The organism is Bradyrhizobium sp. 164, assembly GCF_023073715.1.
In the GTDB taxonomy this organism is placed as follows: domain Bacteria; phylum Pseudomonadota; class Alphaproteobacteria; order Rhizobiales; family Xanthobacteraceae; genus Bradyrhizobium.
Map to the genome: position 1 here is coordinate 221,190 of NZ_JADPKA010000050.1, position 22,225 is coordinate 243,414.

Here is a 22,225-nt window from a genome sequence, read left to right on the forward strand (position 1 = left end):
GGCTAGCCCAGCGCCTTGTACGTCATATAGAGCGCCATCAGCGCGACGAGGGCGATCATGGTCCGGCGCAGCACCGATTTGCTGACGCCATTGGCTATGCGTGCGCCGAGATCGGTGCCGATCCAGAGGCCGGCCAGAATGCCGATGATGGCCGGCCAGCTGACCATCAGTCCCTTGCTCCAGTAAATCCAGGCCGCCGGACTGTTGGTCGGGATCACCGAGAAGATGAGGCTGACGAGCTGTGCCTGATGCTGCGGTACGCGCAGGCCCGCGGCGAGGCCGACGGTGATCGCGAGGCCGCCGCCGATGCCCATGAAGCCGGACGAAAAGCCCGCGAGCACGCCGACAAGCAGCAGAGGGAGCCACGGCAATTCGGCGGGATCGCCGGCCTTGCTCTCGCCGTCCTTGCGGTCGCGGCGTAGCGCCAGCACTGCGATCAGCGCGACGAGATAGATGACGTAGGTCCATTGCAGCACTGTGTCGGGCGTGGCGGCCGCAGCATAACTACCGCTGGCGCCGCCGATGAGAAATCCGATGCCGATCCAGACGATCCATTGCAGCGGGCTGCGGTTGCCGCTCTGCCAGTAGCGGCGTACGCCCGCAAGGCCCGTCGGCGGCACTTGTGCGATCAGAGATGTGCCCTGGGCGACGTGCTGCTCGGCGCCGAGCAACAGCACGGAGAAGATGACGAGGCCGCCGCCGGGGCTCGTGCCCGAGAAGCCCGATGCCAATCCCGCGACCAGACCGACGCCGGCGCCGGCGAGGAGTTCATATATCCAGGTCATCGTTCATGTCCTGGTTCGTCGCTTGACGTCCGCCTTGGTCGTGCGCAGGCCGTCGACCACGCTGTCAACGGCCATCATGCAGGCGTCGACGTCAAAATCCTCGCCCCAGCATTGTTGCAGCACAAAACCCTGGAAAATTGCGATCAGCACGCGCGCGATCGCCTCGGCGCCGAGGTCGCGCTTGATGAGTCCGTCATGCTGGCCGCGCTCGACCAGCGCCACGATCAGCGCGCGCGGCATGTCGATGCCTTCGACGACGCTGCTGCGGACGCGGCGGTTGCGCAGCGCTTCGGCCCAGCCATGAATGCCGACACGGCGGCGGGGCTCGCCGGCGGGATCGGTAAGCCATTGCGCGTAGACGCGGACCAGCGCGTGCAGCCTTTCGATCGGATCGCCCGATCCTTGAGCGACCGAGTTGAGCACGGCCTCACGGCGATGCCGGTCGTCCGCGAGCGCTTCGATCAGATCGTCCTTGCTCTGGAAATAGAGATAGACCGCGCCATGGCTCAAGCCCGATCGCTTGACGATATCGGCCATGCCGGTCTGGTGAAAACCGTTCTCGGCAAAGCAGGCGAGGGCCGCTTCGAGGATCTGCTGCCGCCGCCTTCGCGCTTCTTGTCGCTGATCTTGGGCATCGGCTCAGTCCATAAATAACTGACAGATTGATCACTTTGGAGGTTTGTCAGCGACGCACAAATTCTCGGTGATCTACATAAAAACCGATCGATCAGTCATTTTTAAAGCAGAGCGGCAGCGAGGTCAAGACCTGCCGGCGCCGGACCGGGAGATAAGGCGGTGAAGTGGCTGACGCGCCCTGCCAGCGGCGGCGGGGCGGCTCTTGGCTCGTGTGCCGCTAGAACAGCCGTCCGCCGTTGGGCACGGGCTTGCTCGGCTGCACCAGCACGACCTTGCCGGCAGCATCGGGGAAACCGAGGGTCAACACCTCGGATACGACCGGGCCGATCTGGCGCGGCGGGAAATTGACGACGGCCGCGACCTGCAGCCCCACCAGCGTCTCGAGCGGATGATTTTCGGTGATCTGCGCCGAGCTCTTGCGGACGCCGATCGCAGGGCCGAAGTCGATCCATAGCCGAAAGGCCGGCTTGCGCGCCTCCGGAAACGGCTTGGCGTCGACGATGGTGCCGACGCGGATATCGACCGCGAGGAAGCTGTTGAAGTCGATGGCCGGCGAGGCGGCGGCCGCGGGGTCGTGAGTGACGTGCATAGTCCATCCGTTCGGCAAATGGCGTCGTTCGCAATATTGTCGCGCGAACCGGAGTTTCGTACAACGCTGCGGTCACCATGCGACGCATGCGCGAGGACGACTTGCCCAACATCATCTACGGCATCAAGAACTGCGACACCATGAAAAAGGCGCGCACCTGGCTCGACAGCCATGGCGTGCCTTACGAGTTTCACGACTACAAGACGGCGGGAGTCGAGAAGGACAAGCTCAAGCAATGGAGCGAAAAGGTCGGCTGGGAGACGTTGCTCAATCGCGCCGGCACGACTTTCAAAAAGCTCCCTGATTCCGACAAGGAAGGGCTCGGCGAGAAGAAGGCGCTGGCGTTGATGCTAGCGCAACCATCGATGATCAAGCGGCCGGTGCTGGAAATTGGCGGCAAGCTGCTGGTCGGATTCAAGCCCGATATCTATGCCAAGGAAGTCGGCGCCAAGAACGCTGAAGCCAAGGCGCGCTAATTCAGTTCGATGGTCTCGGCGGTGACGCTTGGGCCGGACTGGTCGGCGATCTCGACCACGTCGGCTGCTGCGATGCGACCAGGCGCGCGATGAAAGAGGTCGCGGTCGATCACGACGCGCAGTCTCGGACGCGGCGGCGCGTCATTTCCGCGCATCAGATTCTTGATCTCGAAGCCGCCGTCCTCGCAGAAGGTCTTCACCGACGCGATGATGTGGCTGACCTTGTCCTCGGTCAAGAACGGCAGCAACAGCCGTTCATAGGCGACGATGCGACCGTAGATGTCGTCGATGTCGGCAACGCTGTAGATCGGAAGCCCGCGCGCAACGCATTCGTGATAGATGGGCATCACGAAGGGCGCGAGCCGCGGTCCGACATAGTCGTGCAGCAGGATGCCCTTGCCGCTGTGGCCATAGGCGCGCGAAATGCGCGTGCCTTCGCTCTGGATGATCAGGTGCGGCGTCGGCGTCGAATTGTCTACCGTGTAATAGATGAGATCGGACAGCTCTTCCTCGAGCCGCGCGGGCTGGTACTCCCAGATCGCCGGTGCGACCTGCTGGCGCGCATAAAGTCGCAGCCACGTGTTCAGGAGATCACGCTGCCTGATCGACTTGACGACGGAGGGCGCGGCGCTTGCGAAATCCAAAACAATATTCCCGGCATGTCAAAACCCGCACATGATCTATGCCGCGGGAAAATTTTCTATGAAGGCTGGCGCGGGAGACGAAAGACCGTTAACGACGGCTTGACGACCGGTGCCTTGCGAACCGGGAGGCCGGGCAGGCACGACATCAAAACATCTCCGACTAAGGGAGCATTTGTATCCCAGCCGGAGGCCTGATCTGCTCAGCTTTCCGCCTTGCCTAACCCCCGTCACCTCCGGCATATTCCGCGCCCGGAGGCGGCGTTCCGGAGGGGCTCCAAGGCCTCCGGAAAGCCGAAGCAACAAGGACAGCCACGCGCGGCCAGCGCGTCGCGCGGGCAGGGGGAAATCTGTTTGGCCGATGAGTTCATTCTCGAAACGGAAGGCTTGACCAAGGAGTTCGCGGGCTTCTTCGCCGTCCGCGACGTTGCGCTCAAGGTTCGCCGTGGGAGCATTCATGCGTTGATCGGTCCGAACGGGGCCGGCAAGACGACGTGCTTCAATCTTTTGACCAAGTTCCTCAAACCGTCTGCCGGAAAGATCCTGTACAAGGGACAGGACATTACTGCGATGGCGCCGGCCGACGTGGCGCGCATGGGCTTGGTTCGCTCGTTCCAGATTTCGGCGGTTTTTCCGCATCTCACCGCGCTGGAGAACGTCCGCGTCGCCCTTCAGCGCCAGCACGGCTCTTCGTTCGACTTCTGGCGCTCCAAATCCGTGCTCAACCGCTTCAACGATCGCGCGCGCGAGCTGTTGAACGATGTCGGCCTCAGCGAGTTTGCCAATACGCCGGCGGTCGAGATGCCCTACGGACGCAAGCGCGCACTGGAGATCGCAACCACGCTCGCGCTCGACCCCGAGATGATGCTGCTGGACGAGCCGATGGCCGGCATGGGTCACGAGGACATCGACAAGATCGCGGCGCTGATCAAGCGCATCTCCGCGAAATATACCATCCTGATGGTCGAGCATAATTTGAGCGTCGTGGCCAATCTCTCCGACATCATCACCGTGCTGACGCGCGGGCAGGTGCTCGCGCAGGGCCATTACTCCGAGCTCACCAAGGACGAGCGCGTCAAGGAAGCCTATCTGGGAGCCGGTCATGCCTGACACTGCGATCGCCGAGGCTCCGGCAAAGGCCGCGACCGGCGGAAACATCCTTCAAGTCCGCAACCTGGAAGCCTGGTACGGCGAGTCCCACATCCTGCACGGGATCAACTTCGACGTGAATGCGGGCGAGGTCGTCACCCTGCTCGGGCGCAACGGCGCCGGCAAGACGACCACGTTGAAATCGATCATGGGCATCATCGGCAAGCGAACCGGCTCGGTGAAGTTCAACAATCAGGACATCATCCGCGCGACCTCCGACAAGATCGCGCGGATGGGTATCGCCTTCTGCCCCGAGGAGCGGGGCATATTCTCCAGTCTCGACGTGCGGGAGAATTTGCTGCTGCCCCCGGTGGTCCGCGAAGGCGGGCTGCCGCTCGATCAGATCTTCGACCTGTTCCCGAACCTGAAGGAGCGGCTCAACAGCCAGGGCACCAAGCTCTCGGGCGGTGAGCAGCAGATGCTGGCGATCGCGCGCATCCTGCGCACGGGCGCGAGCTTCCTGATGCTGGACGAGCCGACGGAGGGCCTTGCGCCCGTCATCATCCAGCAGATCGGCCACACCATTGCGCGGCTCAAGAAGGAAGGCTTCACCATCCTTCTCGTCGAGCAGAACTTCCGCTTCGCATCCACTGTTGCCGACCGCTATTACGTGGTCGAGCACGGCAAGATCATCGACGGATTCTCCAATGCGGAGCTTGCCGCCAACATGGACAAGCTCCACACCTATTTGGGTGTCTAGAACTGCCAACGAAAAAATTCAAAAAGGAAAGTTGCATGAAGACCAGGTCGATTGCGTCATTGCTGCTGACGACCGCGCTTACCTTCGCCGCAGCAGGCGTCGCGTCCGCGCAGGACAAGTCCGTCAAGATCGGCGCGCTATCCGATCAGTCCGGCCTCTACGCCGATCTCGGCGGGCCGGGCTCGACGCTTGCCGCGCAGATGGCCGTTGAGGATTCTGGCCTCGCGGCGAAGGGCTGGAAGATCGACATCATCTCGGGCGATCACCAGAACAAGCCCGACATCGGCACCGCGATCGCGCGGCAATGGTTCGACGTGGACAAGGTCGACGTCATCGTCGATGTGCCGAACTCGGGCGTCGCGCTCGCCGTCAACAACGTCATCAAGGAAAAGAACGGCGTCTATATCAATTCCGGTGCGGCGACCTCGGACCTCTCCAACGCGCAGTGCTCGCCCAATACCGTGCACTGGACCTACGACACTTACATGCTGGCCCACACCACCGGCCAGGCGCTGGTCAAGGCCGGCGGCGACACCTGGTTCTTCCTGACCGCGGATTACGCCTTCGGCGCGGCGCTCGAGCGCGACACCACGGCGGTCATCACCGCCAACGGCGGCAAGGTGGTCGGCGGCGTCAAGCATCCGCTGAACACGCCGGACTTCTCCTCGTTCCTGCTTCAGGCGCAGGCCTCCAAGGCCAAGATCATCGGCCTGGCCAATGCCGGCGGCGACACCACCAACACCATCAAGCAGGCGGCCGAGTTCGGCATCGTCAAGGGCGGTCAGAAGCTGGCGGCGCTGCTGCTCTTCCTCACCGACGTCAAGGCGATCGGCCTCGAGACGGCGCAGGGCCTCAACTTCACCGAGACGTTCTATTGGGACATGAACGACCAGACCCGGGCGTTCTCCAAGCGCTTCGCCGAGAAGATGAAGAACAATGCGCCGCCGACCATGGTGCAGGCCGGCGTCTATGCGGGCGTGCGGCACTATCTCAAGGCCCTCGAAGCGCTCGGCGGCAATCCGCATGACGGCGTCAAGGTGGTCGAGAAGATGAAGTCGATGCCGACCGAGGACGATCTGTTCGGCAAGGGCGAGATCCAGCCCAACGGCCGCACCATTCACAACGCCTATCTATTCGAGGTGAAGAAGCCCTCGGAGTCCAAGGGACCGTGGGACTTCTACAAGCTGGTCGGCACGGTGCCGGGCGATCAGGCCTTTACGCCGCTGTCCGAGAGCAAGTGCGCGCTCTTGAAGAAGTAAGATGACGGCCCGCAGGCCATCAGGCTTGCGAGCAACTTTTTAAGGGAACGCCGAAGGGACCGGGTGCGGGATCGATGCAGGCTCTTTACGCTCAGCTACTGGTGGGACTGATCAACGGCTCGTTCTACGCGCTGCTCAGTCTCGGGCTTGCCGTGATCTTCGGCATGCTCAACATCATCAATTTCGCCCACGGCGCGCTCTACATGATGGGCGCCTTCGTCGCATATTTCCTGCTGAACCTCGGCGGCATCAATTATTGGTGGGCGTTGCTGCTGGCGCCCATCATCGTCGGCATTTTCGGCATGATCCTGGAGCGGACCATGCTGCAATGGCTGACCGGGCTCGACCACCTCTACGGCCTGCTCCTGACCTTCGGCATCGCGCTGATCGTGCAGGGCGTGTTCCAGAACTATTTCGGCTCCTCCGGCCTGCCTTACGCCATTCCGGACCAGCTCAAGGGCGGCATGAACCTCGGCTTCATGTTCCTGCCCGTGTATCGCGGCTGGGTGGTCGTGTTCTCGCTGGTGGTGTGCCTTGCGACCTGGTTCCTGATCGAGAAGACGCGGCTCGGCGCTTACCTGCGTGCCGCCACCGAGAACCCGACGCTGGTGCGCGCCTTCGGCGTCAACGTGCCGCGCATGATCACGCTGACCTATGGTCTCGGCGTCGGCCTTGCCGCGCTCGCCGGCGTGCTCTCGGCGCCGATCAACCAGGTGCGGCCGCTGATGGGCGCCGACCTCATCATCGTCGTGTTCGCGGTGGTCGTGATCGGCGGCATGGGATCGATCATGGGCTCGATCATCACCGGCTTTGCGCTCGGTGTGATCGAGGGCCTGACCAAATATTTCTACCCCGAGGCCTCCAACACCGTCGTGTTCGTGCTGATGGTGCTGGTGCTCTTGGTGAAGCCAACGGGATTGACGGGAAGGGCGGCCTGATATGACAGCCTTGACGGACGACACGCTGCCGGTAACCCCGCGCACGGTGCGCGACGAGATGATCGTGTTCGTAGTGATGGCGCTGCTCTTGGCGTCGGTGCCGTTCACAGGAGTCTATCCGTTCTTCGTGATGCAGGCGCTGTGCTTTGCGCTGCTCGCCTGCGCCTTCAATCTGCTGGTCGGCTATGGCGGCCTGCTGTCGTTCGGGCACGCGATGTTCCTGGGGACTGCCGGCTACTGCAGCGCACATGCGCTGAAGGTATGGGCGCTTCCGCCCGAGCTCGGCATCCTCGTCGGCGTCGCCGCCGCGTTCGTGCTGTCGATCGTGACCGGCTACATCTCGATCCGTCGCCAGGGCATCTATTTCTCGATGATCACGCTGGCGCTGTCGCAGCTTCTTTATTTCATCTACCTGCAGGCGCCGTTCACCCATGGCGAGGATGGCATCCAGGGCATTCCACAAGGGTACATGTTCGGTGTACTCGATCTGTCCAAGCCGACCGTGCTCTACTATGTCGTGCTGGTCGGCTTCCTCGCCGGCTTCCTCTTGATCTTCCGCATCATCAACTCGCCGTTCGGCGAGGTCCTGAAGGCGATCCGCGAGAGTGAGCCGCGGGCGATCTCGCTCGGCTACCGTACCGACCAGTACAAGTTCCTGGCCTTCATCCTGTCGGGCACGCTGGCCGGCTTTGCCGGTGCGCTGAAAGTGTTCGTGGCGCAGAACGCCTCGCTCACCGACGTGCACTGGTCGATGTCGGGCGAGGTCGTCCTGATGACGCTGGTCGGCGGTCTCGGAACCATCTTCGGTCCCGTGATCGGCGCCTTCGTGATCATCGCCATGCAGCAATATCTGGCGGGCTTCGGCCAATGGGTGACGGTGATCCAAGGCGCGATCTTCGTGATCTGCGTGCTCACCTTCCGCCGCGGGGTCATCGGCGAAATCGCGCATTACTTCCGGCGATCGCTCTAAGTAGCTGATTTAAAATCGGTTTACCGGTCGCTCGAAAGCGGTGGATGATCCGGCGCCGCGGGCGTGAGATGACACGCGCGTGGATCGAAAATGGTCTATGACAGTTTCATGACGGCCCATTCGGGCCAGGCCATTTTTCCAACCGGTAGCCTATCCCCATGATGCGATGGTTTCGTGCTTTCCTGCCCAAGGAGGAACGGTTCTTCGACCTGTTCGACCGTCATGCCCAGACCGTGATCCAGGGCTCGATCGCGCTCCAGAGCATGCTCAACGGGGGCGAGGAAACGCCGGTCTATTGCCAGCGCGTCAACCAGTTCGAGAACGACGCCGACAACATCACCCGCGAAGTGCTGACGGCGGTGCGCCGCACCTTCATCACTCCGTTCGACCGCGGCGACATCAAGAACCTGATCACCTCGATGGACGACGCCATCGACCAGATGCAGCAGACGGCGAAAGCCGTGATGCTGTTCGAGGTCCGCGCCTTCGAGCCGCCGATGCGCGAGATCGGCGGGCTTCTGATCGAATGCGCCAATCTGGTCGGGCGCGCGCTGCCGCTGATGCAGTCGATCGGCCCGAACGTCGCCATGCTGACGGCGATCACCGAAGAGCTGGGCAAGCTGGAGGGCCGCGTCGACGACCTCCATGACATCGGGCTGAAGGAGCTGTTCCTCAAGCATCGCGCGGGCAACGCGATGGATTTCATCGTCGGCGCAGAGATCTACGACCATCTCGAGAAGGTGGCCGACCGTTTCGACGACGTCGCCAACGAGATCAACAGCATCGTGATCGAGCAAGTGTAACGCATGATCCGGAAAAATGTGCCGCGGTTTTCCTTCGCGACAAGCGCTGAACGCGTTTGCGCGGAGATCATGCGAAAAAACTGAGGCAGGGCCGCTGTGGATGCTGCGTTGGCTCTTCCCGTCCTGGTCGGCTTGATCGCCGTCGCGCTGCTGTTCGATTTCTTGAACGGGCTCCATGACGCCGCCAATTCGATCGCGACCATCGTCTCGACCCGCGTGCTGCGGCCACAATTTGCGGTATTCTGGGCCGCGTTCTTCAATTTCGTCGCCTTCATGGTCTTCGGGTTGCACGTCGCCCAGACCATCGGTACCGGCATCATCGATCCCTCCATCGTCGACGCCCAAGTGATCTTTGCGGCCTTGGTCGGGGCCATCGTCTGGAACCTCGTGACCTGGGCGCTCGGCATCCCGTCATCGTCCTCGCATGCGCTGATCGGCGGGCTCGTCGGCGGCGGCATGGCCAAGGCGGGCATTTCGGCGGCAGTGTGGAGCGGATTGTCGAAGACGGTGCTGGCAATCGTGCTGTCGCCCCTGGTCGGCTTCCTGCTCGCAATGATGCTGGTGGCGATCGTGTCCTGGGCCTCGGTGCGCTCGACGCCCTTCGCCGTCGATCGCGCCTTCCGCATCCTGCAATTCGCCTCCGCCTCGCTCTATTCGCTCGGCCATGGCGGCAACGACGCCCAGAAGACGATGGGCATCATCGCGGTGCTGCTCTATTCGCAGGGTCATCTCGGCAGCGAATTCTCGGTGCCGTTCTGGGTCGTGCTGTCCTGCCAGGCCGCGATGGCGCTGGGCACGCTGATGGGCGGCTGGCGCATCGTCCGCACAATGGGCCTGCGCATCACCAAATTGACGCCCATGCAGGGCTTTTGCGCCGAGACCGGGGGCGCTGCGACCCTGTTCATGGCGACCTTCCTCGGCGTTCCCGTCTCGACCACCCACACCATCACCGGCGCCATCGTCGGCGTCGGCGCCGCCCGCCGCGTCTCGGCGGTGCGCTGGAACGTCGCGAGCTCGATCGTCTATGCCTGGGTGATCACGATCCCGGCCTCGGCCATCGTCGCCGCGCTGACCTGGTGGGTGGTCAAGATCTTCGTCAAGTAACGAACTTTAGGCCCGCAATTCCGGCGACGATGAGCGCGATGCTGGCGAGGCGGAACGCCGTGGCCGGCTCGCCGAACAGGATGATGCCGAGCGTCGCGGTGCCGACCGCGCCGATTCCGGTCCAGACAGCGTAGGCGGTTCCGACGGGCAGTGATTTGAGAGCGAGTCCGAGCAAGATGACGCTGCCGGCCATGGCCGCGAGCGTGACGACGGACGGAACAGGCCTGGTAAAGCCCTCGGTGTATTTCAGGCCGATCGCCCAGGTGATCTCGAGAAGCCCGGCGATCAACAGGATACTCCAGGCCATGACGACCCTCCTTTCTAGGCAGGGTCGTCCCCGCGGCTGAGGTGCTGAGAACGGGAAGGCCGTCCTTCCCAAATGCCGATATGGGGCTGGCCGGAAGGCCACGCAATCACCAAATGAGGCTTGATCAGGCCCAGTTTCCCTGCCAAACGCTCCCGCCATGTCCGACATCGTCGCCACCGCAGCCGAATCGCCGGCCCGTTCCCCGCTTGCCGCTGAAGTGGCGCGGCGGCGGACCTTTGCGATCATCTCCCACCCCGACGCCGGCAAGACCACGCTGACCGAGAAGCTGCTGCTGTTCGGTGGCGCCATCAACCTCGCCGGCCAGGTCAAGGCCAAGGGCGAGCGCCGCAACACGCGTTCCGACTGGATGAAGATCGAGCGCGAGCGCGGCATCTCGGTCGTGACCTCGGTGATGACCTTCGAGTTCGAAGGCCTCGTCTTCAACCTGCTGGATACTCCGGGCCACGAGGACTTTTCGGAAGACACCTACCGGACGCTCACGGCGGTCGATTCCGCCGTAATGGTGATCGACGCCGCCAAGGGCATCGAGGCGCGCACCCGAAAGCTGTTCGAGGTATGTCGTCTCCGGGATATCCCGATCATCACCTTCATCAACAAGATGGACCGCGAGAGCCGCGACGTCTTCGAGCTGCTGGACGAGATCGAGAAGACGCTGGCGCTCGACACCACGCCGATGACCTGGCCGGTCGGCCGCGGCCGTGACTTCCTCGGCACTTATGACGTCGTCAATGGCGGCGTGCGCCTGCTCGAAGGCGGCGGCGCCAAGACCGGCGCGGCGCAGCAGATCGAGATCGAAGAGCTCGCCAAGCTCAATGCCAATCTGGACGTGTCCGCGGTGAAGGACGAGCTCGATCTCGTCACCGAAGCGTCAAAACCGTTCGAGCTCGAAGCGTTCCGCGAGGGCCATCTGACGCCGGTTTATTTCGGCAGCGCGCTGCGCAATTTCGGCGTCGGCGACCTCCTGGAGGGCCTCGGCAAGTTCGCGCCCGAGCCGCGCGCGCAGGACAGCGACCAGCGCAAGGTCGAGGCCACCGATCCGCGCATGAGCGCCTTTGTATTCAAGATCCAGGCCAACATGGATCCGAACCATCGTGACCGCATCGCGTTTGCGCGGCTCTGCTCGGGCAAGCTCAGCCGCGGCATGAAGGCCAAGCTGGTGCGCACCGGCAAGAGCATGCCGCTGTCGAGCCCGCAATTCTTCTTCGCGCAGGATCGTTCGGTTGCGGATGAGGCCTTTGCCGGCGACGTCGTCGGCATTCCCAACCACGGCACGCTGCGCATCGGCGATACGCTGACCGAGGGCGAGGATTTCAACTTCGTCGGCGTGCCGAGCTTTGCGCCGGAAATCGTCCGCCGCGTCCGTCTCACCGACGCGATGAAGGCGAAGAAGCTCAAGGAAGCGCTACAGCAGATGTCGGAGGAGGGCGTGGTGCAGGTGTTCCGCCCGCGCGACGGCGCGCCCGCGCTGGTCGGCGTCGTCGGCGCGCTCCAGCTCGATGTGCTCAAAGCGCGGCTGGAGGCGGAATATTCACTTCCGGTCGAGTTCGAGGTCAGCGAGTTCCAGCTGGCACGCTGGGTCTCCTCAGAGGACCGCAAGAAGCTCGACACCTTCATTGCCGCCAACACCTCGAGCATCGCCGACGATGTCGACGGCGATCCCGTGTATCTGGCGCGGAACGAGTTCTATCTCGGCTACACCCGCGAGCGCGCCGAGGGCATCGAGTTCACCAACGTCAAGGACGTCAAGAAGAAGGCGTAGGGCGGCTACCCCCTCCGCTGTGCAGCCACCCCTCAGCTGTCATGCCCGCGAAGGTGGAGCATCCAGCGCGCCTCTCGGCTCAACAACCATCCCCTGGAATAGTGAGCGGGTTCGGCCCGGCGGCGAAACCGCGTTTGAACGCGCGCATGTGAACACGAGATGGGCTTGAAGCCGCTGCAAGATCTCCCAAGATGATGGTGGTCGCTCATCGCGGTGCTTCTCAATGCTGCGCGCAATCCTGGTTCTGCTGCTGACCTTCTTGGCCGTGAGTGTCGCCGCCGCGCGGCCCCGGCAGATCAATCCCATCCCGTTCTCGCACGAGCCCTGCAGCGTGCTCGATGGCGGGCCCTGCACGCCGTCCTATTGCAGCGTGCTCGAAGAGGGTCCCTGCATTCCCGAGATCGACTATCCTTACGGGCAGAACCTCCAGCTTACGATCGAGAGCGTGCCGTCCGAGGCCGATCGTGCCAAATATCAGAGGCCGGATCACGATCTCAACACGATCGGCGACCTCTTCGCCGCGCTGCGCAGCTGCTGGTCGCCGCCGTCGGACAATTCGCGCGCCGGCATGCAGATGTCGGTGCGCTTCAGCTTCAACAAGTCGGGTGGTCTGATCGGCCCGCCGCGCCTGACATACGCGACCGCGGGCGTGCCGGCCGACACTCGCACGACCTATCTCAATGCCATCAACGCATCGCTGAATGCATGCCTGCCGCTGAAATTCACCAGCGGCCTTGGCGGCGCGCTGGCGGGCAGGCCGATCGCGATCCGCTATGTCGATAATCGCGAGCTTGCCAAATAGCGCAGCTCTATCTCCTCATCCGGAGGAGCGCGTTCTTCACGCGCGTCTCGAAGGATGAAGGCCGGGCTGTGACAGAGGGGGCCTCTGTGGTTCGAGACGGCGCTTTCGCGCCTCCTCACCATGAGCGGTGAGAGTTGCGAGCGGCGGCCAATCGATGATACTTCAGATGCGGGGCTGCTTGAGGGGGAGGATGTCGTGGGTCTGCTGGTCATGATGCTGGGGCTGGTGCTGTTTTTCGCGGCCCATATTTTCACGACGAAACGAAAGGCGCGCGCAGAGGCGATCGCGAGGCTGGGCGAGGGGACCTACAAGATTGTCTATTCGCTCGTTTCGCTCGCGGGGCTCGCGCTGATCATCTGGGGCTTTGCCCATTATCGCAGCTCCGGCTGGATCGACGTCTGGTACCCGCCGAAGGTGCTGAAGCACATCACGCTCGCCTTGATGCTGCCGGCCGTCATCTTGGTGGTGGCCTCGTACCTGCGCGGCCGCATCTATGCGACACTGAAGCATCCGATGCTGACCGGCATCAAGCTGTGGGCGGCCGCGCATCTGCTCGCCAATGGCGATCTCGGCTCCATCATTCTGTTCGGCTCGTTCCTGGGCTGGGCGGTGTATGATCGTATCACGCTCAAGCACCGCACCGATGCCGGCGGTCCGCCGATCCCGGTGGGCGGTGTCACCAACGATTTGATCGCGGTCGCGGTCGGAAGTGTCGCTTATCTCGCGCTGGCCTTCGCGTTCCATCCGGTCGTAATCGGTGTTCCCGTCATCGGCGTCTAGCCGGTCAGCACAAGACGAAGCCTGGACGTCCATGGGCGATAGTTGGCAAGAGCAATAAGCCGAGGGCCCTTCGATGGATTGGTCGCAATCTCAGATTCCGCCGATGCGGTTCGAGGCGCGCTTTGGCGATCGGGTGGTGCCGGCATTTTGCGATCGGCCGTCGAGCGTGTGGGCCATGATCGCGGAAGCCTCCGCGCGCAACGGTGATGGCGACGCGCTGATTTGCGGCGATGTCCGCCTGAGCTGGCGACAAGCCGTCGAGCAGTCCGCGCGGATCGCGGCCGGCTTCGCCAGCTCGGCCTGCAACGCGGCGACCGCGTCGCCATCCTGCTCGGCAACCGCATCGAATTTCCGCTGCTGCTGTTCGCCGCCGCGCATGAGGGACTGGTCACGGTGCTGCTCAGCACGCGCCAGCAGAAGCCGGAGATCGCCTATGTGCTCACGGATTGCGGCGCGAAGGTCCTGATCCACGAGGCAGCGCTCGCCGAGCGGCTGCCCGATGCGCAGGATGTGCCCGATGTGATCCACCGCATCGCCATTGACGACGATCCGGCCCGGTCGCGCTTCTCCGCTCTCGCTGACAATGCGTCGGCGCCTGCCTCGGTCGAGGTGAATGAGGAGGACACCGCGATGATCCTCTACACCTCGGGCACGACGGGCAAGCCGAAGGGCGCGATGCTGGCCCATTGCAACATCATCCATTCCTCGATGGTGTTCGTGTCCTGCCTGCAATTGACGGCGGCGGATCGCTCGATCGCCGCGGTGCCGCTCGGCCACGTCACCGGCGTTGTTGCCAACGTCACGACCATGATCCGCTGCGCAGGCGCGCTGATCATCATGCCGGAGTTCAAGGCGGCCGACTATCTCAAGCTCGCTGCGCGCGAGCGCGTCACCTACACGGTGATGGTGCCGGCGATGTATAATCTTTGCCTGCTGCAACCAGATTTCGACAACTACGATCTGTCGAGCTGGCGCATCGGCGGCTTTGGCGGCGCGCCGATGCCGGTCGCGACCATTGAGAAGCTCAAGGCGAAGATCCCCGGCCTGAAGCTGATGAATTGCTACGGCGCGACCGAGACGACCTCGCCCTCGACCATCATGCCGGGCGAGCTGACGCAGAGCCATATCGACAGCGTCGGCCTGCCGTGCCCGGGCGCGCGCATTGTCGCGATGGACACCGGGGGGCGCGAGCTGCCGCCCGGGGAGATCGGCGAGCTCTGGATCCAGAGTGCCTCCGTCATCAAGGGCTATTGGAACAACCCGAAGGCCACGGCCGAAAGCTTCACAGGCGGCTTCTGGCACTCCGGCGATCTCGGCTCCGTCGACGCGGAAGGGTTTGTCCGCGTGTTCGACCGGCAGAAGGACATGATCAATCGCGGCGGCCTGAAGATCTATTCGGCCGAGGTCGAATCCGTGCTCGCCGGCCATCCCGCGGTGGTCGAGAGCGCGATCATCGCCAGGGCCTGCCCGGTGCTGGGCGAACGCGTCCATGCGGTAGTGGTGACGCGCAGCCCGGTTGCCAGCGAGGCCCTGCGGGCCTGGTGCGCGGAGCGGCTGTCCGACTACAAGGTCCCCGAGACCGTGGCGATCACCGCCGAGCCATTGCCGCGGAATGCCAATGGCAAGGTGCTGAAGCGGCAGTTGCGGGAGCTGCTCGGAAGCTGAGCCAGACAGGCGGCTCCGGGCTGTCCCGGAGTGGTTAACGCCTTGATCGAGCTGGCTTTGCCTTGCCACCGCCATATCGTTAGGGTACCTCGCCGCCACACGGGGACGGGATTCCTGACGCGAATGCTTTGGCGCGCGCACCCGGACGGGCATGGGATTAGCATAAGTGTCTGAACTATTTGACGAAGTCGATGAGGAAGTACGTCGCGAACAGCTCAAGAAGCTGTGGGACAAGTATTCGATCTACTTCATCGCCCTGATGGTGCTGATCGTGGCCGCCGTTGCTGGCTGGCGTGGCTACCAATATCTGGAGGCCAAGAAGGCCGCCGAGGCCGGCGCCGCCTTCGAGAAGGCCGTCGAGCTGTCCGAGCAGGACAAGCACGCCGACGCCGAAAAGGCCTTCACCGAGCTCGCCGCCAAGGCCCCGTCCGGCTATCGCACCCTGGCGCGGCTGCGCGCTGCGGCAGAGGCCGCTGCCCGCGATCCCAAGGCCGCCGCGAAGATGTATGACGACATTGCCGCCGACCGCGGCGTCGGCGGCGAGTGGCAGGATCTGGCCAAGATCCGCGCGGCCGGCTTGCTCCTCGACAGCGCCAGCTACGCCGACATGCAGCAACGGCTGGACGCCTCCGCCGCGCCCAAATCGACCTTCCGCCACAGCGCCCGCGAGATGCTGGCGTTGTCGGCCTGGCGCAACAACGACATGACCGCGGCCCGCAAATGGCTCGACGCGATTGCCGAGGACGGCGAAACACCGCCCGGCCTGCGCTCGCGCGCCGAGGCGCTCCAGGCTCTGCTGCCGCCCGTCGCCAAGAGCTGACGACGGCCCTCTGACGCAAACGAGACACAAGATGCGCCGCACGCCACGCTTGATCGCAGCCGCCGTCCTGATCGCCTTCACGGGCGTCCTAGGCGGCTGCTCCAGCTTCGATCCAAGCGACATGCTCGACTTCCTCGATACCAAGAAGAAGCTGCCAGGCGACCGCAAGCCGGTCTTCCCAGAGGGTGTGCCGGGCCTCGAGCAGGGCGTGCCGAAGGAGATGTACAAGGGTGCGCAGCAGCAGCCCGATCCGAACGCGCCTGCCGTCGCGGCTTTGCCCGCGGAGCCGCCGCCCGAGCCGGCCAAGCCTGTGAAGGGGGCGAAGGCGACGAAGTCCAGGCAGCCAGCCGCTGCGGCCGCCGCGCCCGCTGGCGCCGAGGTCGATGGCGAGGCCCAGCCGGAGGCTGCGCCGTCTACCGCCGCTCCGTCGCCCAAGCATAAGATCGTCCGCAAGCGCACCACCGCGCCGCCGCCGGATCAGCCGGTCCAGCAGGCGCAACCGACCCAGACCACGCAGCAGCAATCGCAGGGCGCTTTCCCGGCGCCGCTGCCGAGTGGCAGCTTCTCGCGCTAGAGCATGATCCGGAAAAGTGTGAAGCGGTTTTCCGAAAAGATCATGCTCAAACAATTACTTTCACTGCATTGACAGACGCGGCTCCGGCAGCGCACGAATGACTGATGCCCTTCACGATCGCCATCATCGGCCGGCCCAATGTCGGCAAATCGACGCTGTTCAACCGCCTGGTCGGACAGAAGCTGGCGCTCGTCGATGACCTCCCTGGCGTCACCCGCGACCGCCGCGAGGGCGAGGCGAGGCTCGGCGATCTCGAATTCACCATCATCGATACCGCCGGTCTCGACGAGGGCGCCAAGGGCTCGCTGACGGCGCGCATGCAGGAGCAGACCGAGACCGCGATCGCGCAGGCCGACGCGCTGTTCTTCGTGATCGATGCCCGCATCGGCCTCACGCCCACCGATCGCGCTTTCGCCGATTTCGCCCGCAAGGCCAATAAGCCGGTGCTGCTGGTCGCCAACAAGAGCGAAGGCAAGCATGGCGATGCGGGGGCGATGGAGGCCTTTGCCCTCGGCCTAGGCGATCCCATCCAGATCTCGGCAGAGCATGGCGAGGGCATGGGCGAGCTTTACGATGCCTTGGCTAAGCTGATGCCCGCGCCCGTTGACGACGACGAAGACGAGGACGACGAACAGCTTTCCGAAGAAGAGGCAGCGACGCGCCCGATCCGGGTCGCTATCGTCGGCCGGCCCAATGCCGGCAAGTCGACGCTGATCAACCATCTGCTCGGCGAGGAGCGCCTGCTGACCAGCCCGGAAGCCGGCACCACACGCGATTCTATTGCAGTGGAGATCAACTGGAAGGGCCGCGATTTCCGCGTGTTCGACACCGCAGGCCTGCGCCGTCGCTCGCGCATCGAGCAGAAGCTGGAAAAGCTCTCGGTGGCCGACGCGCTGCGCGCGGTGCGCTTTGCCGAAGTCGTCGTGCTGATGATGGACACGCAGAACCGCTTCGAGGAGCAGGATCTTCGCATCGCCGATCTGGTCGAGCGTGAGGGAAGGGCGGTCGTGCTCGCCGTCAACAAATGGGACCTGATGGAGACCAAGGGCGGCGGCGCGATCTCGGGCCTGCGCCGTGATGCCGACCATTGGCTGCCACAGCTCAAGGGGGTGCCAATCGTCGCCGTATCAGGCCTGATGGGCGAGGGCATCGACCGCCTGATGCACGCGATCCAGGACGCCTACGCGATCTGGAACCGTCGGGTGCCGACGGCCGCGCTCAATCGCTGGTTCGAGCAGGCGGTCCAGGCCAATCCGCCGCCCGCGGTGTCCGGCCGCAGGCTGAAGCTGAATTACATCACCCAGACGAAAGCGCGCCCGCCGAGCTTCGTGCTGTTCTGCTCGCGTGCCGATGCGGTGCCGCAGTCCTACTTGCGCTACCTCACCAATTCCATGCGCGAGACTTTCGAGCTGCCGGGTACTCCGGTGCGCATCACCTTGCGCGAGAAGGCCAATCCCTTCGCGCATAAGCGCAAGCGGCCGTCGTGAGCGGGGAGACGGGCGAGGCGATGGCGCAGAGCGCCGCGCCGGTCCGGCGTGGTGCCGTCGCCTTCATCTTCGTCACCATCCTGCTCGACATGCTGGCACTCGGCGTGATCATGCCGATCCTGCCGAAGTTGATCGAGAGCTTCGTCGACAACGACACCGCGCACGCGGCCCGCATCTTCGGCCTGTTCGGCACCGCCTGGGCGCTGATGCAGTTCGTGTTCTCGCCACTGCTCGGCGCGCTGTCGGATCGCTTCGGGCGGCGGCCCGTGGTGCTGCTGTCGAATTTCGGGCTTGCGGCCGACTACGTGCTGATGGCGCTGGCGCCGTCGCTGGTCTGGCTGTTCATCGGCCGCGTGATCTCTGGCATCACCTCGGCGAGCATCTCGACCGCCTTCGCCTATATCTCGGACATCACGCCGCCGGAGCGGCGCGCGGCGGTCTTCGGCAGGATCGGCGCGGCCTTCGGTGCCGGCTTCATCCTGGGCCCGGCGCTCGGCGGCCTGCTTGGCGACATCGATCCACGCCTGCCGTTCTGGGCCTCGGCGGCCTTGAGCTTCGCCAATGCGCTCTACGGGCTTTTCGTCCTGCCGGAATCGCTTTCGCCCGACAGGCGTGCGCCGTTCCGCTGGAGGAGTGCCAATCCGGTCGGCGCGCTGCACCTGCTGCGGTCCAACGCGGTGCTTGCCGCCTTGTCGGTCGTCAATTTCATTGCGCAGGTCGCGCATGTTGTGTTGCCCTCGACCTTCGTGCTCTATGCGACATATCGCTACGGCTGGGATTCCAAGACCGTGGGGCTGACGCTCGCCATGGTCGGCATCTGTGCCATGGTGGTGCAGGGACTCGCCATCGGCCCGATTGTGCGCGCGCTCGGCGAGCGGAACGCGCTGCTGCTGGGCCTGTGTTGTGGCGCGATCGGCTTTGTGGTCTTGGGCGCTGCGCCGACCGGACCGCTATCCTGGCTCGGCATTCCCGTTTTGGCGCTATGGGGGATCTCCGGCGCCGCCTCGCAATCGCTGATGACGCGGCTGGTTGCACCCGATCAGCAGGGCCAGTTGCAGGGCGCGACCGCGAGCGTGCAGAGCGTGTCGCAGCTCGTCGGCCCGTTCCTGTTCACGTTGACATTTTCCTACTTCATCGGGGCCAGCGCGCCGCTGCATCTGCCCGGCGCGCCGTTCCTGCTTGCGGCGGTGCTGATGGTGGTCTGCGTGGCGATCGCGGTGCGGTCGCTGGGTGCGACCAAGACAGTCTCGTAGGATGGCAGGAGCGGCTTGTCCGCCGTAGCTCGAAGAGCGAAGGCGGAAGCGTGCCCCCCGCTGCTTCGTCAGTTCGCGGAGAGAAGGTGGGCACGGCGCTTACGCGCCTTTGCCCACCCTACGGCAGCGTTGCCTCGCCTACTTCTTCACCAGCGGGCAATCGCTGTCCTTGAGCGGCTTGGCCGCGTCTTCCGCCGCGATCGTGGCGATCTGCTTGTAATAGTCCCACGGCCCCTTCGATTCCTCGGGCTTCTTCACCTCGAACAGGTAGGCGGGGATCAGGCGGCGTCCGTCCTCGCGCAGCGGGCCTTTACCGAACAGCGGGTCGTCGGTCGGCAGCTCCTTCATCTTGGCGACGACCTTGGCGCCGTCATGCGGATTGCCGCCAAGCGCTTCCATCGCCTTGAGATAGTGCAGCACCATGGCGTAATTGCCGGCCTGGGTCATCGAAGGCATCGCGTTCTTGTTGGCCTGCGCCGAGAAGCGCTTCGACCAGGCGCGGGTCTGATCGTTCAGGTCCCAATAGAAGGATTCGGTGAAGGTCAGTCCCTGCGCCGTCTTCAGACCGAGCGAATGCACGTCGTTGATGAAGAGCAGCAGCGCGGCGAGCTTCTGGCCGCCCTGAACGATGCCGAACTCGGCGGCCTGCTTGATCGCGTTGGTGGTGTCGCCGCCGGCATTGGCGAGCCCAATCACCTTGGCCTTGGAGGATTGCGCCTGCAACAGGAAGGACGAAAAGTCGGCCGTGTTCAGCGGATGCTTGACCCCACCGAGCACCTTGCCGCCATTGGCGGTGACGACCGCGCTGGTGTCGCGCTCGAGCGCATGACCAAATGCATAATCGGCTGTCAGGAAGAACCAGGTGTCGCCGCCCGCTTTCGTGAGCGCCTTGCCGGTGCCGTTGGCGAGCATGTAGGTATCGTAAGTGAACGAGATCGTGTTCGGCGTGCAAGCCTTGCCCGTCAGGTCAGCAGTGGCCGCGCCCGAATTGAGCAGCACTGCGTTCTTCTCCTTGACGACATTGCTGACCGCGAGCGCCACGCCGGAATTCGGCGTGTCGGCGATGGCGTCGACCTTCTCGGTATCGATCCATTGCCGGGCAATGTTGACGCCGACGTCAGGCTTGTTCTGATGGTCGCCGCTGACGAGGTCGATTTTCCAGCCCTTCTTGAGCAGGCCGGAATCCTCGACAGCCATCTTGATTGCGACCACGGAGTTCGGGCCGCCGATGTCGGCATAGAGGCTCGACATGTCGTTGAGCACGCCGATCTTGACGGTCTTGTCCTGGGCGTAGGCGGATGTGGCAAAACCGAAAGCGGCACAGGCCAGAAGCGCCGCCGACCGGCGCGCGAATGTCGTCGTCATGAAAGGTTCCCTCCATTGTCAAATAAGCGGACGGCTCTCTTGCGGAGCCTTGTTTCCGGCTGTTGGCTCTAGCCTGTCCCATGGCCGGCGGCAATGCGCCTAAAGCCGGATGACGCTGCGTCGTAGCGTCATCCATCGGTTAACTTTTGGGCAAAATGCGTCAAGTCGCTATTTGAGCGCGTCCGATGTCAGCCTGAACTTCTGGATGCGCTTTCCGGTGTCAACCTCGGCGGTATACACGTTACCCTTGCCGTCGATCGCCATGGCGTGCACCCAGTGGAATTGGCCGGCGTTGCGGCCGTTGTGCCCGAAGCTGCCGACCACGCTGCCGTCCTCGCGCTTGATCACCCTGATCTCGTTGTTCTCGCCATCGGCAGTGAGCATATAGGTCTGCTTCGGATCAGGCCAGATCGCGACGTCCCAGACGGCGCCGTTGCCGAGCGTGTTCTTCTCGTAGAAGAACTCCTTCACGAAGCTGCCGTCCTTCCGGAACACCTGGATACGGTTGTTGATGCGATCGCAGACGTAAACCAGTCCGTCATTGGCGAGCTTCACGCAATGGACCGGGTTGCCGAATTGCTGGGCCGCCGGCGCCTTGGGATCGTAGGGTGCCTGCTTGGCGTCATCAGGCTTGTTGCCATAGGCGCCCCAGTGCCGCTTGTAGGCGAGCGTCGTCGCGTCGAACACGATGACGCGGCGGTTGCCGTAGCCGTCGGCGACGTAGATCTCGTTTGCCTCCTTGTCGATCGCAGTCTCAGCGGGTTTGCCAAGCTGCGTCGTGTCGTTGCTGCCGAGGCTCGGCGCGAATTTGCCGATCTGGGCGACGAACTTGCCATCGAGCGTGAACTTCAGGATCGCGTTGTCGTTGTCGGCATTGCCGCCGACCCAGACGAAGCCGCGCTCGTCGACCTCGATGCCGTGCTCGCGGCCGACCCATTCATAACCCTGGCCCGGACCGCCCCAGGACCGCAGCAGATTGCCATCGCTGTCGAATTCGAGCACGGGCGGTGCCGACACGCAGCATTTCGAGCGCGACGGATTGAGGCTCGCGCCTTTCTCGTCGTCCGTCAGCGAGCGCGGGCGATGGATTACCCAGATGTGGCCCTGCCAGTCGGCGGTGATGCCGCCGACCTGGCCAAGGATCCAGTTGTTCGGCAACTGCTTTGGCCAGGAGGCATCGACCGCGAAGGTCGGGACGTCGCCGGCGGTTGCGGCAACGGGAAGCGCGAATGCGCTGGCTGCGATCAGGACGAAGAAAGCTCGAGAGACATTTGCGAGCGCACGCGCAGGGCCTGCGCGATCATGCCATGGCGCCATGACAACCTCCCTTTTTTGGCTTTGC

22 protein-coding genes and 1 pseudogene are annotated in these 22,225 nt (G+C 63.9%); 16 read left to right on the plus strand and 7 right to left on the minus strand.

Annotated features, from left to right (window positions below; translation table 11 throughout):
- Nucleotides 1-2: 2 nt before the first annotated feature.
- The 3 genes from IVB01_RS18325 to IVB01_RS18335 form a co-directional block, all read right to left on the minus strand.
- A complete protein-coding gene (locus IVB01_RS18325) occupies nt 3-785 on the minus strand; it encodes a sulfite exporter TauE/SafE family protein (RefSeq protein WP_247281664.1) in 783 nt (260 codons plus the stop codon).
- A gap of 3 nt (nt 786-788) precedes the next feature.
- Nucleotides 789-1,322, minus strand: a complete 534-nt coding sequence (locus IVB01_RS18330) for a TetR/AcrR family transcriptional regulator (RefSeq protein WP_247494722.1) — start codon at nt 1,320-1,322, stop codon at nt 789-791.
- A 316-nt stretch (nt 1,323-1,638) separates the two neighbouring features.
- Entirely contained in the window at nt 1,639-2,010 is a 372-nt protein-coding gene (locus IVB01_RS18335) for a tRNA-binding protein (RefSeq protein WP_247281662.1), read from the minus strand.
- A gap of 101 nt (nt 2,011-2,111) precedes the next feature.
- On the opposite strand from IVB01_RS18335, the gene IVB01_RS18340 reads away from it, so the two are divergent.
- Nucleotides 2,112-2,486 carry an ArsC family reductase gene (locus tag IVB01_RS18340; protein WP_247281689.1) on the plus strand — a complete coding sequence of 125 codons (375 nt, stop codon included), beginning with the start codon at nt 2,112-2,114 and terminating at the stop codon, nt 2,484-2,486.
- Here the strand turns inward: IVB01_RS18340 and IVB01_RS18345 are convergent.
- The gene (locus tag IVB01_RS18345; protein WP_247281661.1) at nt 2,483-3,130 is read right to left on the minus strand and encodes a hypothetical protein; all 648 of its coding nucleotides are present in this window, start codon (nt 3,128-3,130) and stop codon (nt 2,483-2,485) included. The genes IVB01_RS18340 and IVB01_RS18345 overlap by 4 nt on opposite strands.
- Before the next feature lie 351 nt (nt 3,131-3,481).
- On the opposite strand from IVB01_RS18345, the gene IVB01_RS18350 reads away from it, so the two are divergent.
- The 7 genes from IVB01_RS18350 to IVB01_RS18380 all read left to right on the plus strand — a co-directional run bounded on the left by IVB01_RS18350 (nt 3,482) and on the right by IVB01_RS18380 (nt 10,050).
- Entirely contained in the window at nt 3,482-4,237 is a 756-nt protein-coding gene (locus tag IVB01_RS18350) for an ABC transporter ATP-binding protein (protein ID WP_008551999.1), read from the plus strand.
- The gene (locus tag IVB01_RS18355) at nt 4,230-4,976 is read left to right on the plus strand and encodes an ABC transporter ATP-binding protein (RefSeq protein WP_247281660.1); all 747 of its coding nucleotides are present in this window, start codon (nt 4,230-4,232) and stop codon (nt 4,974-4,976) included. The genes IVB01_RS18350 and IVB01_RS18355 overlap by 8 nt, the downstream gene beginning before the upstream one ends.
- A 35-nt stretch (nt 4,977-5,011) precedes the next feature.
- The gene (locus IVB01_RS18360) at nt 5,012-6,235 is read left to right on the plus strand and encodes an ABC transporter substrate-binding protein (RefSeq protein ID WP_247281659.1); all 1,224 of its coding nucleotides are present in this window, start codon (nt 5,012-5,014) and stop codon (nt 6,233-6,235) included.
- 74 nt (nt 6,236-6,309) lie between these two features.
- The gene (locus tag IVB01_RS18365; RefSeq protein WP_247281658.1) at nt 6,310-7,173 is read left to right on the plus strand and encodes a branched-chain amino acid ABC transporter permease; all 864 of its coding nucleotides are present in this window, start codon (nt 6,310-6,312) and stop codon (nt 7,171-7,173) included.
- Between the two features lies 1 nt (nt 7,174).
- Nucleotides 7,175-8,143 (plus strand): branched-chain amino acid ABC transporter permease, encoded by a 969-nt coding sequence (locus IVB01_RS18370; protein WP_247449260.1) that lies wholly within the window; start codon nt 7,175-7,177, stop codon nt 8,141-8,143.
- Between the two features lie 158 nt (nt 8,144-8,301).
- Nucleotides 8,302-8,946: a DUF47 domain-containing protein gene (locus IVB01_RS18375; protein WP_247281656.1), complete on the plus strand. Its 645-nt coding sequence runs from the start codon at nt 8,302-8,304 to the stop codon at nt 8,944-8,946.
- A 96-nt stretch (nt 8,947-9,042) separates the two neighbouring features.
- Complete coding sequence (locus IVB01_RS18380) at nt 9,043-10,050, plus strand: inorganic phosphate transporter (RefSeq protein WP_247281655.1); 1,008 nt, start codon at nt 9,043-9,045, stop codon at nt 10,048-10,050.
- Here the strand turns inward: IVB01_RS18380 and sugE are convergent.
- Entirely contained in the window at nt 10,043-10,357 is a 315-nt protein-coding gene (gene sugE / locus IVB01_RS18385) for a quaternary ammonium compound efflux SMR transporter SugE (protein WP_247281654.1), read from the minus strand. The genes IVB01_RS18380 and sugE overlap by 8 nt on opposite strands.
- Before the next feature lie 157 nt (nt 10,358-10,514).
- Here sugE and IVB01_RS18390 point away from each other — a divergent pair, with 157 nt between their 5' ends.
- From IVB01_RS18390 to IVB01_RS18425, 8 genes and pseudogenes are all read left to right on the plus strand, one after another.
- Nucleotides 10,515-12,137 (plus strand): peptide chain release factor 3, encoded by a 1,623-nt coding sequence (locus IVB01_RS18390; RefSeq protein ID WP_247281653.1) that lies wholly within the window; start codon nt 10,515-10,517, stop codon nt 12,135-12,137.
- A gap of 223 nt (nt 12,138-12,360) precedes the next feature.
- On the plus strand, nt 12,361-12,939 hold the full coding sequence (locus IVB01_RS18395; RefSeq protein WP_247281652.1) for a hypothetical protein: 579 nt from the start codon (nt 12,361-12,363) through the stop codon (nt 12,937-12,939).
- Between the two features lie 195 nt (nt 12,940-13,134).
- Complete coding sequence (locus IVB01_RS18400; RefSeq protein ID WP_247281651.1) at nt 13,135-13,719, plus strand: NnrU family protein; 585 nt, start codon at nt 13,135-13,137, stop codon at nt 13,717-13,719.
- Nucleotides 13,720-13,792: 73 nt separating this feature from the next.
- Nucleotides 13,793-15,384: pseudogene (locus tag IVB01_RS18405) on the plus strand (class I adenylate-forming enzyme family protein).
- 166 nt (nt 15,385-15,550) lie between these two features.
- On the plus strand, nt 15,551-16,204 hold the full coding sequence (locus IVB01_RS18410) for a tetratricopeptide repeat protein (RefSeq protein WP_247281650.1): 654 nt from the start codon (nt 15,551-15,553) through the stop codon (nt 16,202-16,204).
- A gap of 31 nt (nt 16,205-16,235) precedes the next feature.
- On the plus strand, nt 16,236-16,778 hold the full coding sequence (locus tag IVB01_RS18415) for a hypothetical protein (RefSeq protein WP_247281649.1): 543 nt from the start codon (nt 16,236-16,238) through the stop codon (nt 16,776-16,778).
- Nucleotides 16,779-16,882: 104 nt separating this feature from the next.
- Entirely contained in the window at nt 16,883-18,265 is a 1,383-nt protein-coding gene (der, locus tag IVB01_RS18420) for a ribosome biogenesis GTPase Der (protein WP_247281648.1), read from the plus strand.
- Nucleotides 18,262-19,518: a TCR/Tet family MFS transporter gene (locus IVB01_RS18425; protein WP_247281647.1), complete on the plus strand. Its 1,257-nt coding sequence runs from the start codon at nt 18,262-18,264 to the stop codon at nt 19,516-19,518. Before der ends, IVB01_RS18425 begins: the two co-directional genes overlap by 4 nt.
- Before the next feature lie 138 nt (nt 19,519-19,656).
- On the opposite strand, the gene IVB01_RS18430 is transcribed toward IVB01_RS18425, so the two are convergent.
- The gene (locus tag IVB01_RS18430) at nt 19,657-20,883 is read right to left on the minus strand and encodes an ABC transporter substrate-binding protein (RefSeq protein ID WP_247281646.1); all 1,227 of its coding nucleotides are present in this window, start codon (nt 20,881-20,883) and stop codon (nt 19,657-19,659) included.
- A gap of 168 nt (nt 20,884-21,051) precedes the next feature.
- Entirely contained in the window at nt 21,052-22,200 is a 1,149-nt protein-coding gene (locus IVB01_RS18435) for a hypothetical protein (protein ID WP_247281645.1), read from the minus strand.
- Between the last annotated feature and the right edge of the window lie 25 nt (nt 22,201-22,225).

Bases quoted from the DNA above. Each gene is read 5' to 3' on its own strand.
- IVB01_RS18390 (WP_247281653.1), top strand. From the start codon at position 10,515: ATGTCCGACATCGTCGCCACCGCAGCCGAATCGCCGGCCCGTTCCCCG.
- IVB01_RS18335 (WP_247281662.1), bottom strand. From the start codon at position 2,010: ATGCACGTCACTCACGACCCCGCGGCCGCCGCCTCGCCGGCCATCGAC.
- IVB01_RS18365 (WP_247281658.1), top strand. From the start codon at position 6,310: ATGCAGGCTCTTTACGCTCAGCTACTGGTGGGACTGATCAACGGCTCG.
- IVB01_RS18360 (WP_247281659.1), top strand. From the start codon at position 5,012: ATGAAGACCAGGTCGATTGCGTCATTGCTGCTGACGACCGCGCTTACC.
- IVB01_RS18330 (WP_247494722.1), bottom strand. From the start codon at position 1,322: ATGGCCGATATCGTCAAGCGATCGGGCTTGAGCCATGGCGCGGTCTAT.
- IVB01_RS18395 (WP_247281652.1), top strand. From the start codon at position 12,361: ATGCTGCGCGCAATCCTGGTTCTGCTGCTGACCTTCTTGGCCGTGAGT.
- sugE (WP_247281654.1), bottom strand. From the start codon at position 10,357: ATGGCCTGGAGTATCCTGTTGATCGCCGGGCTTCTCGAGATCACCTGG.
- IVB01_RS18325 (WP_247281664.1), bottom strand. From the start codon at position 785: ATGACCTGGATATATGAACTCCTCGCCGGCGCCGGCGTCGGTCTGGTC.
- der (WP_247281648.1), top strand. From the start codon at position 16,883: ATGCCCTTCACGATCGCCATCATCGGCCGGCCCAATGTCGGCAAATCG.
- IVB01_RS18370 (WP_247449260.1), top strand. From the start codon at position 7,175: ATGACAGCCTTGACGGACGACACGCTGCCGGTAACCCCGCGCACGGTG.
- IVB01_RS18375 (WP_247281656.1), top strand. From the start codon at position 8,302: ATGATGCGATGGTTTCGTGCTTTCCTGCCCAAGGAGGAACGGTTCTTC.
- IVB01_RS18430 (WP_247281646.1), bottom strand. From the start codon at position 20,883: ATGACGACGACATTCGCGCGCCGGTCGGCGGCGCTTCTGGCCTGTGCC.
- IVB01_RS18355 (WP_247281660.1), top strand. From the start codon at position 4,230: ATGCCTGACACTGCGATCGCCGAGGCTCCGGCAAAGGCCGCGACCGGC.
- IVB01_RS18415 (WP_247281649.1), top strand. From the start codon at position 16,236: ATGCGCCGCACGCCACGCTTGATCGCAGCCGCCGTCCTGATCGCCTTC.
- IVB01_RS18435 (WP_247281645.1), bottom strand. From the start codon at position 22,200: ATGGCGCCATGGCATGATCGCGCAGGCCCTGCGCGTGCGCTCGCAAAT.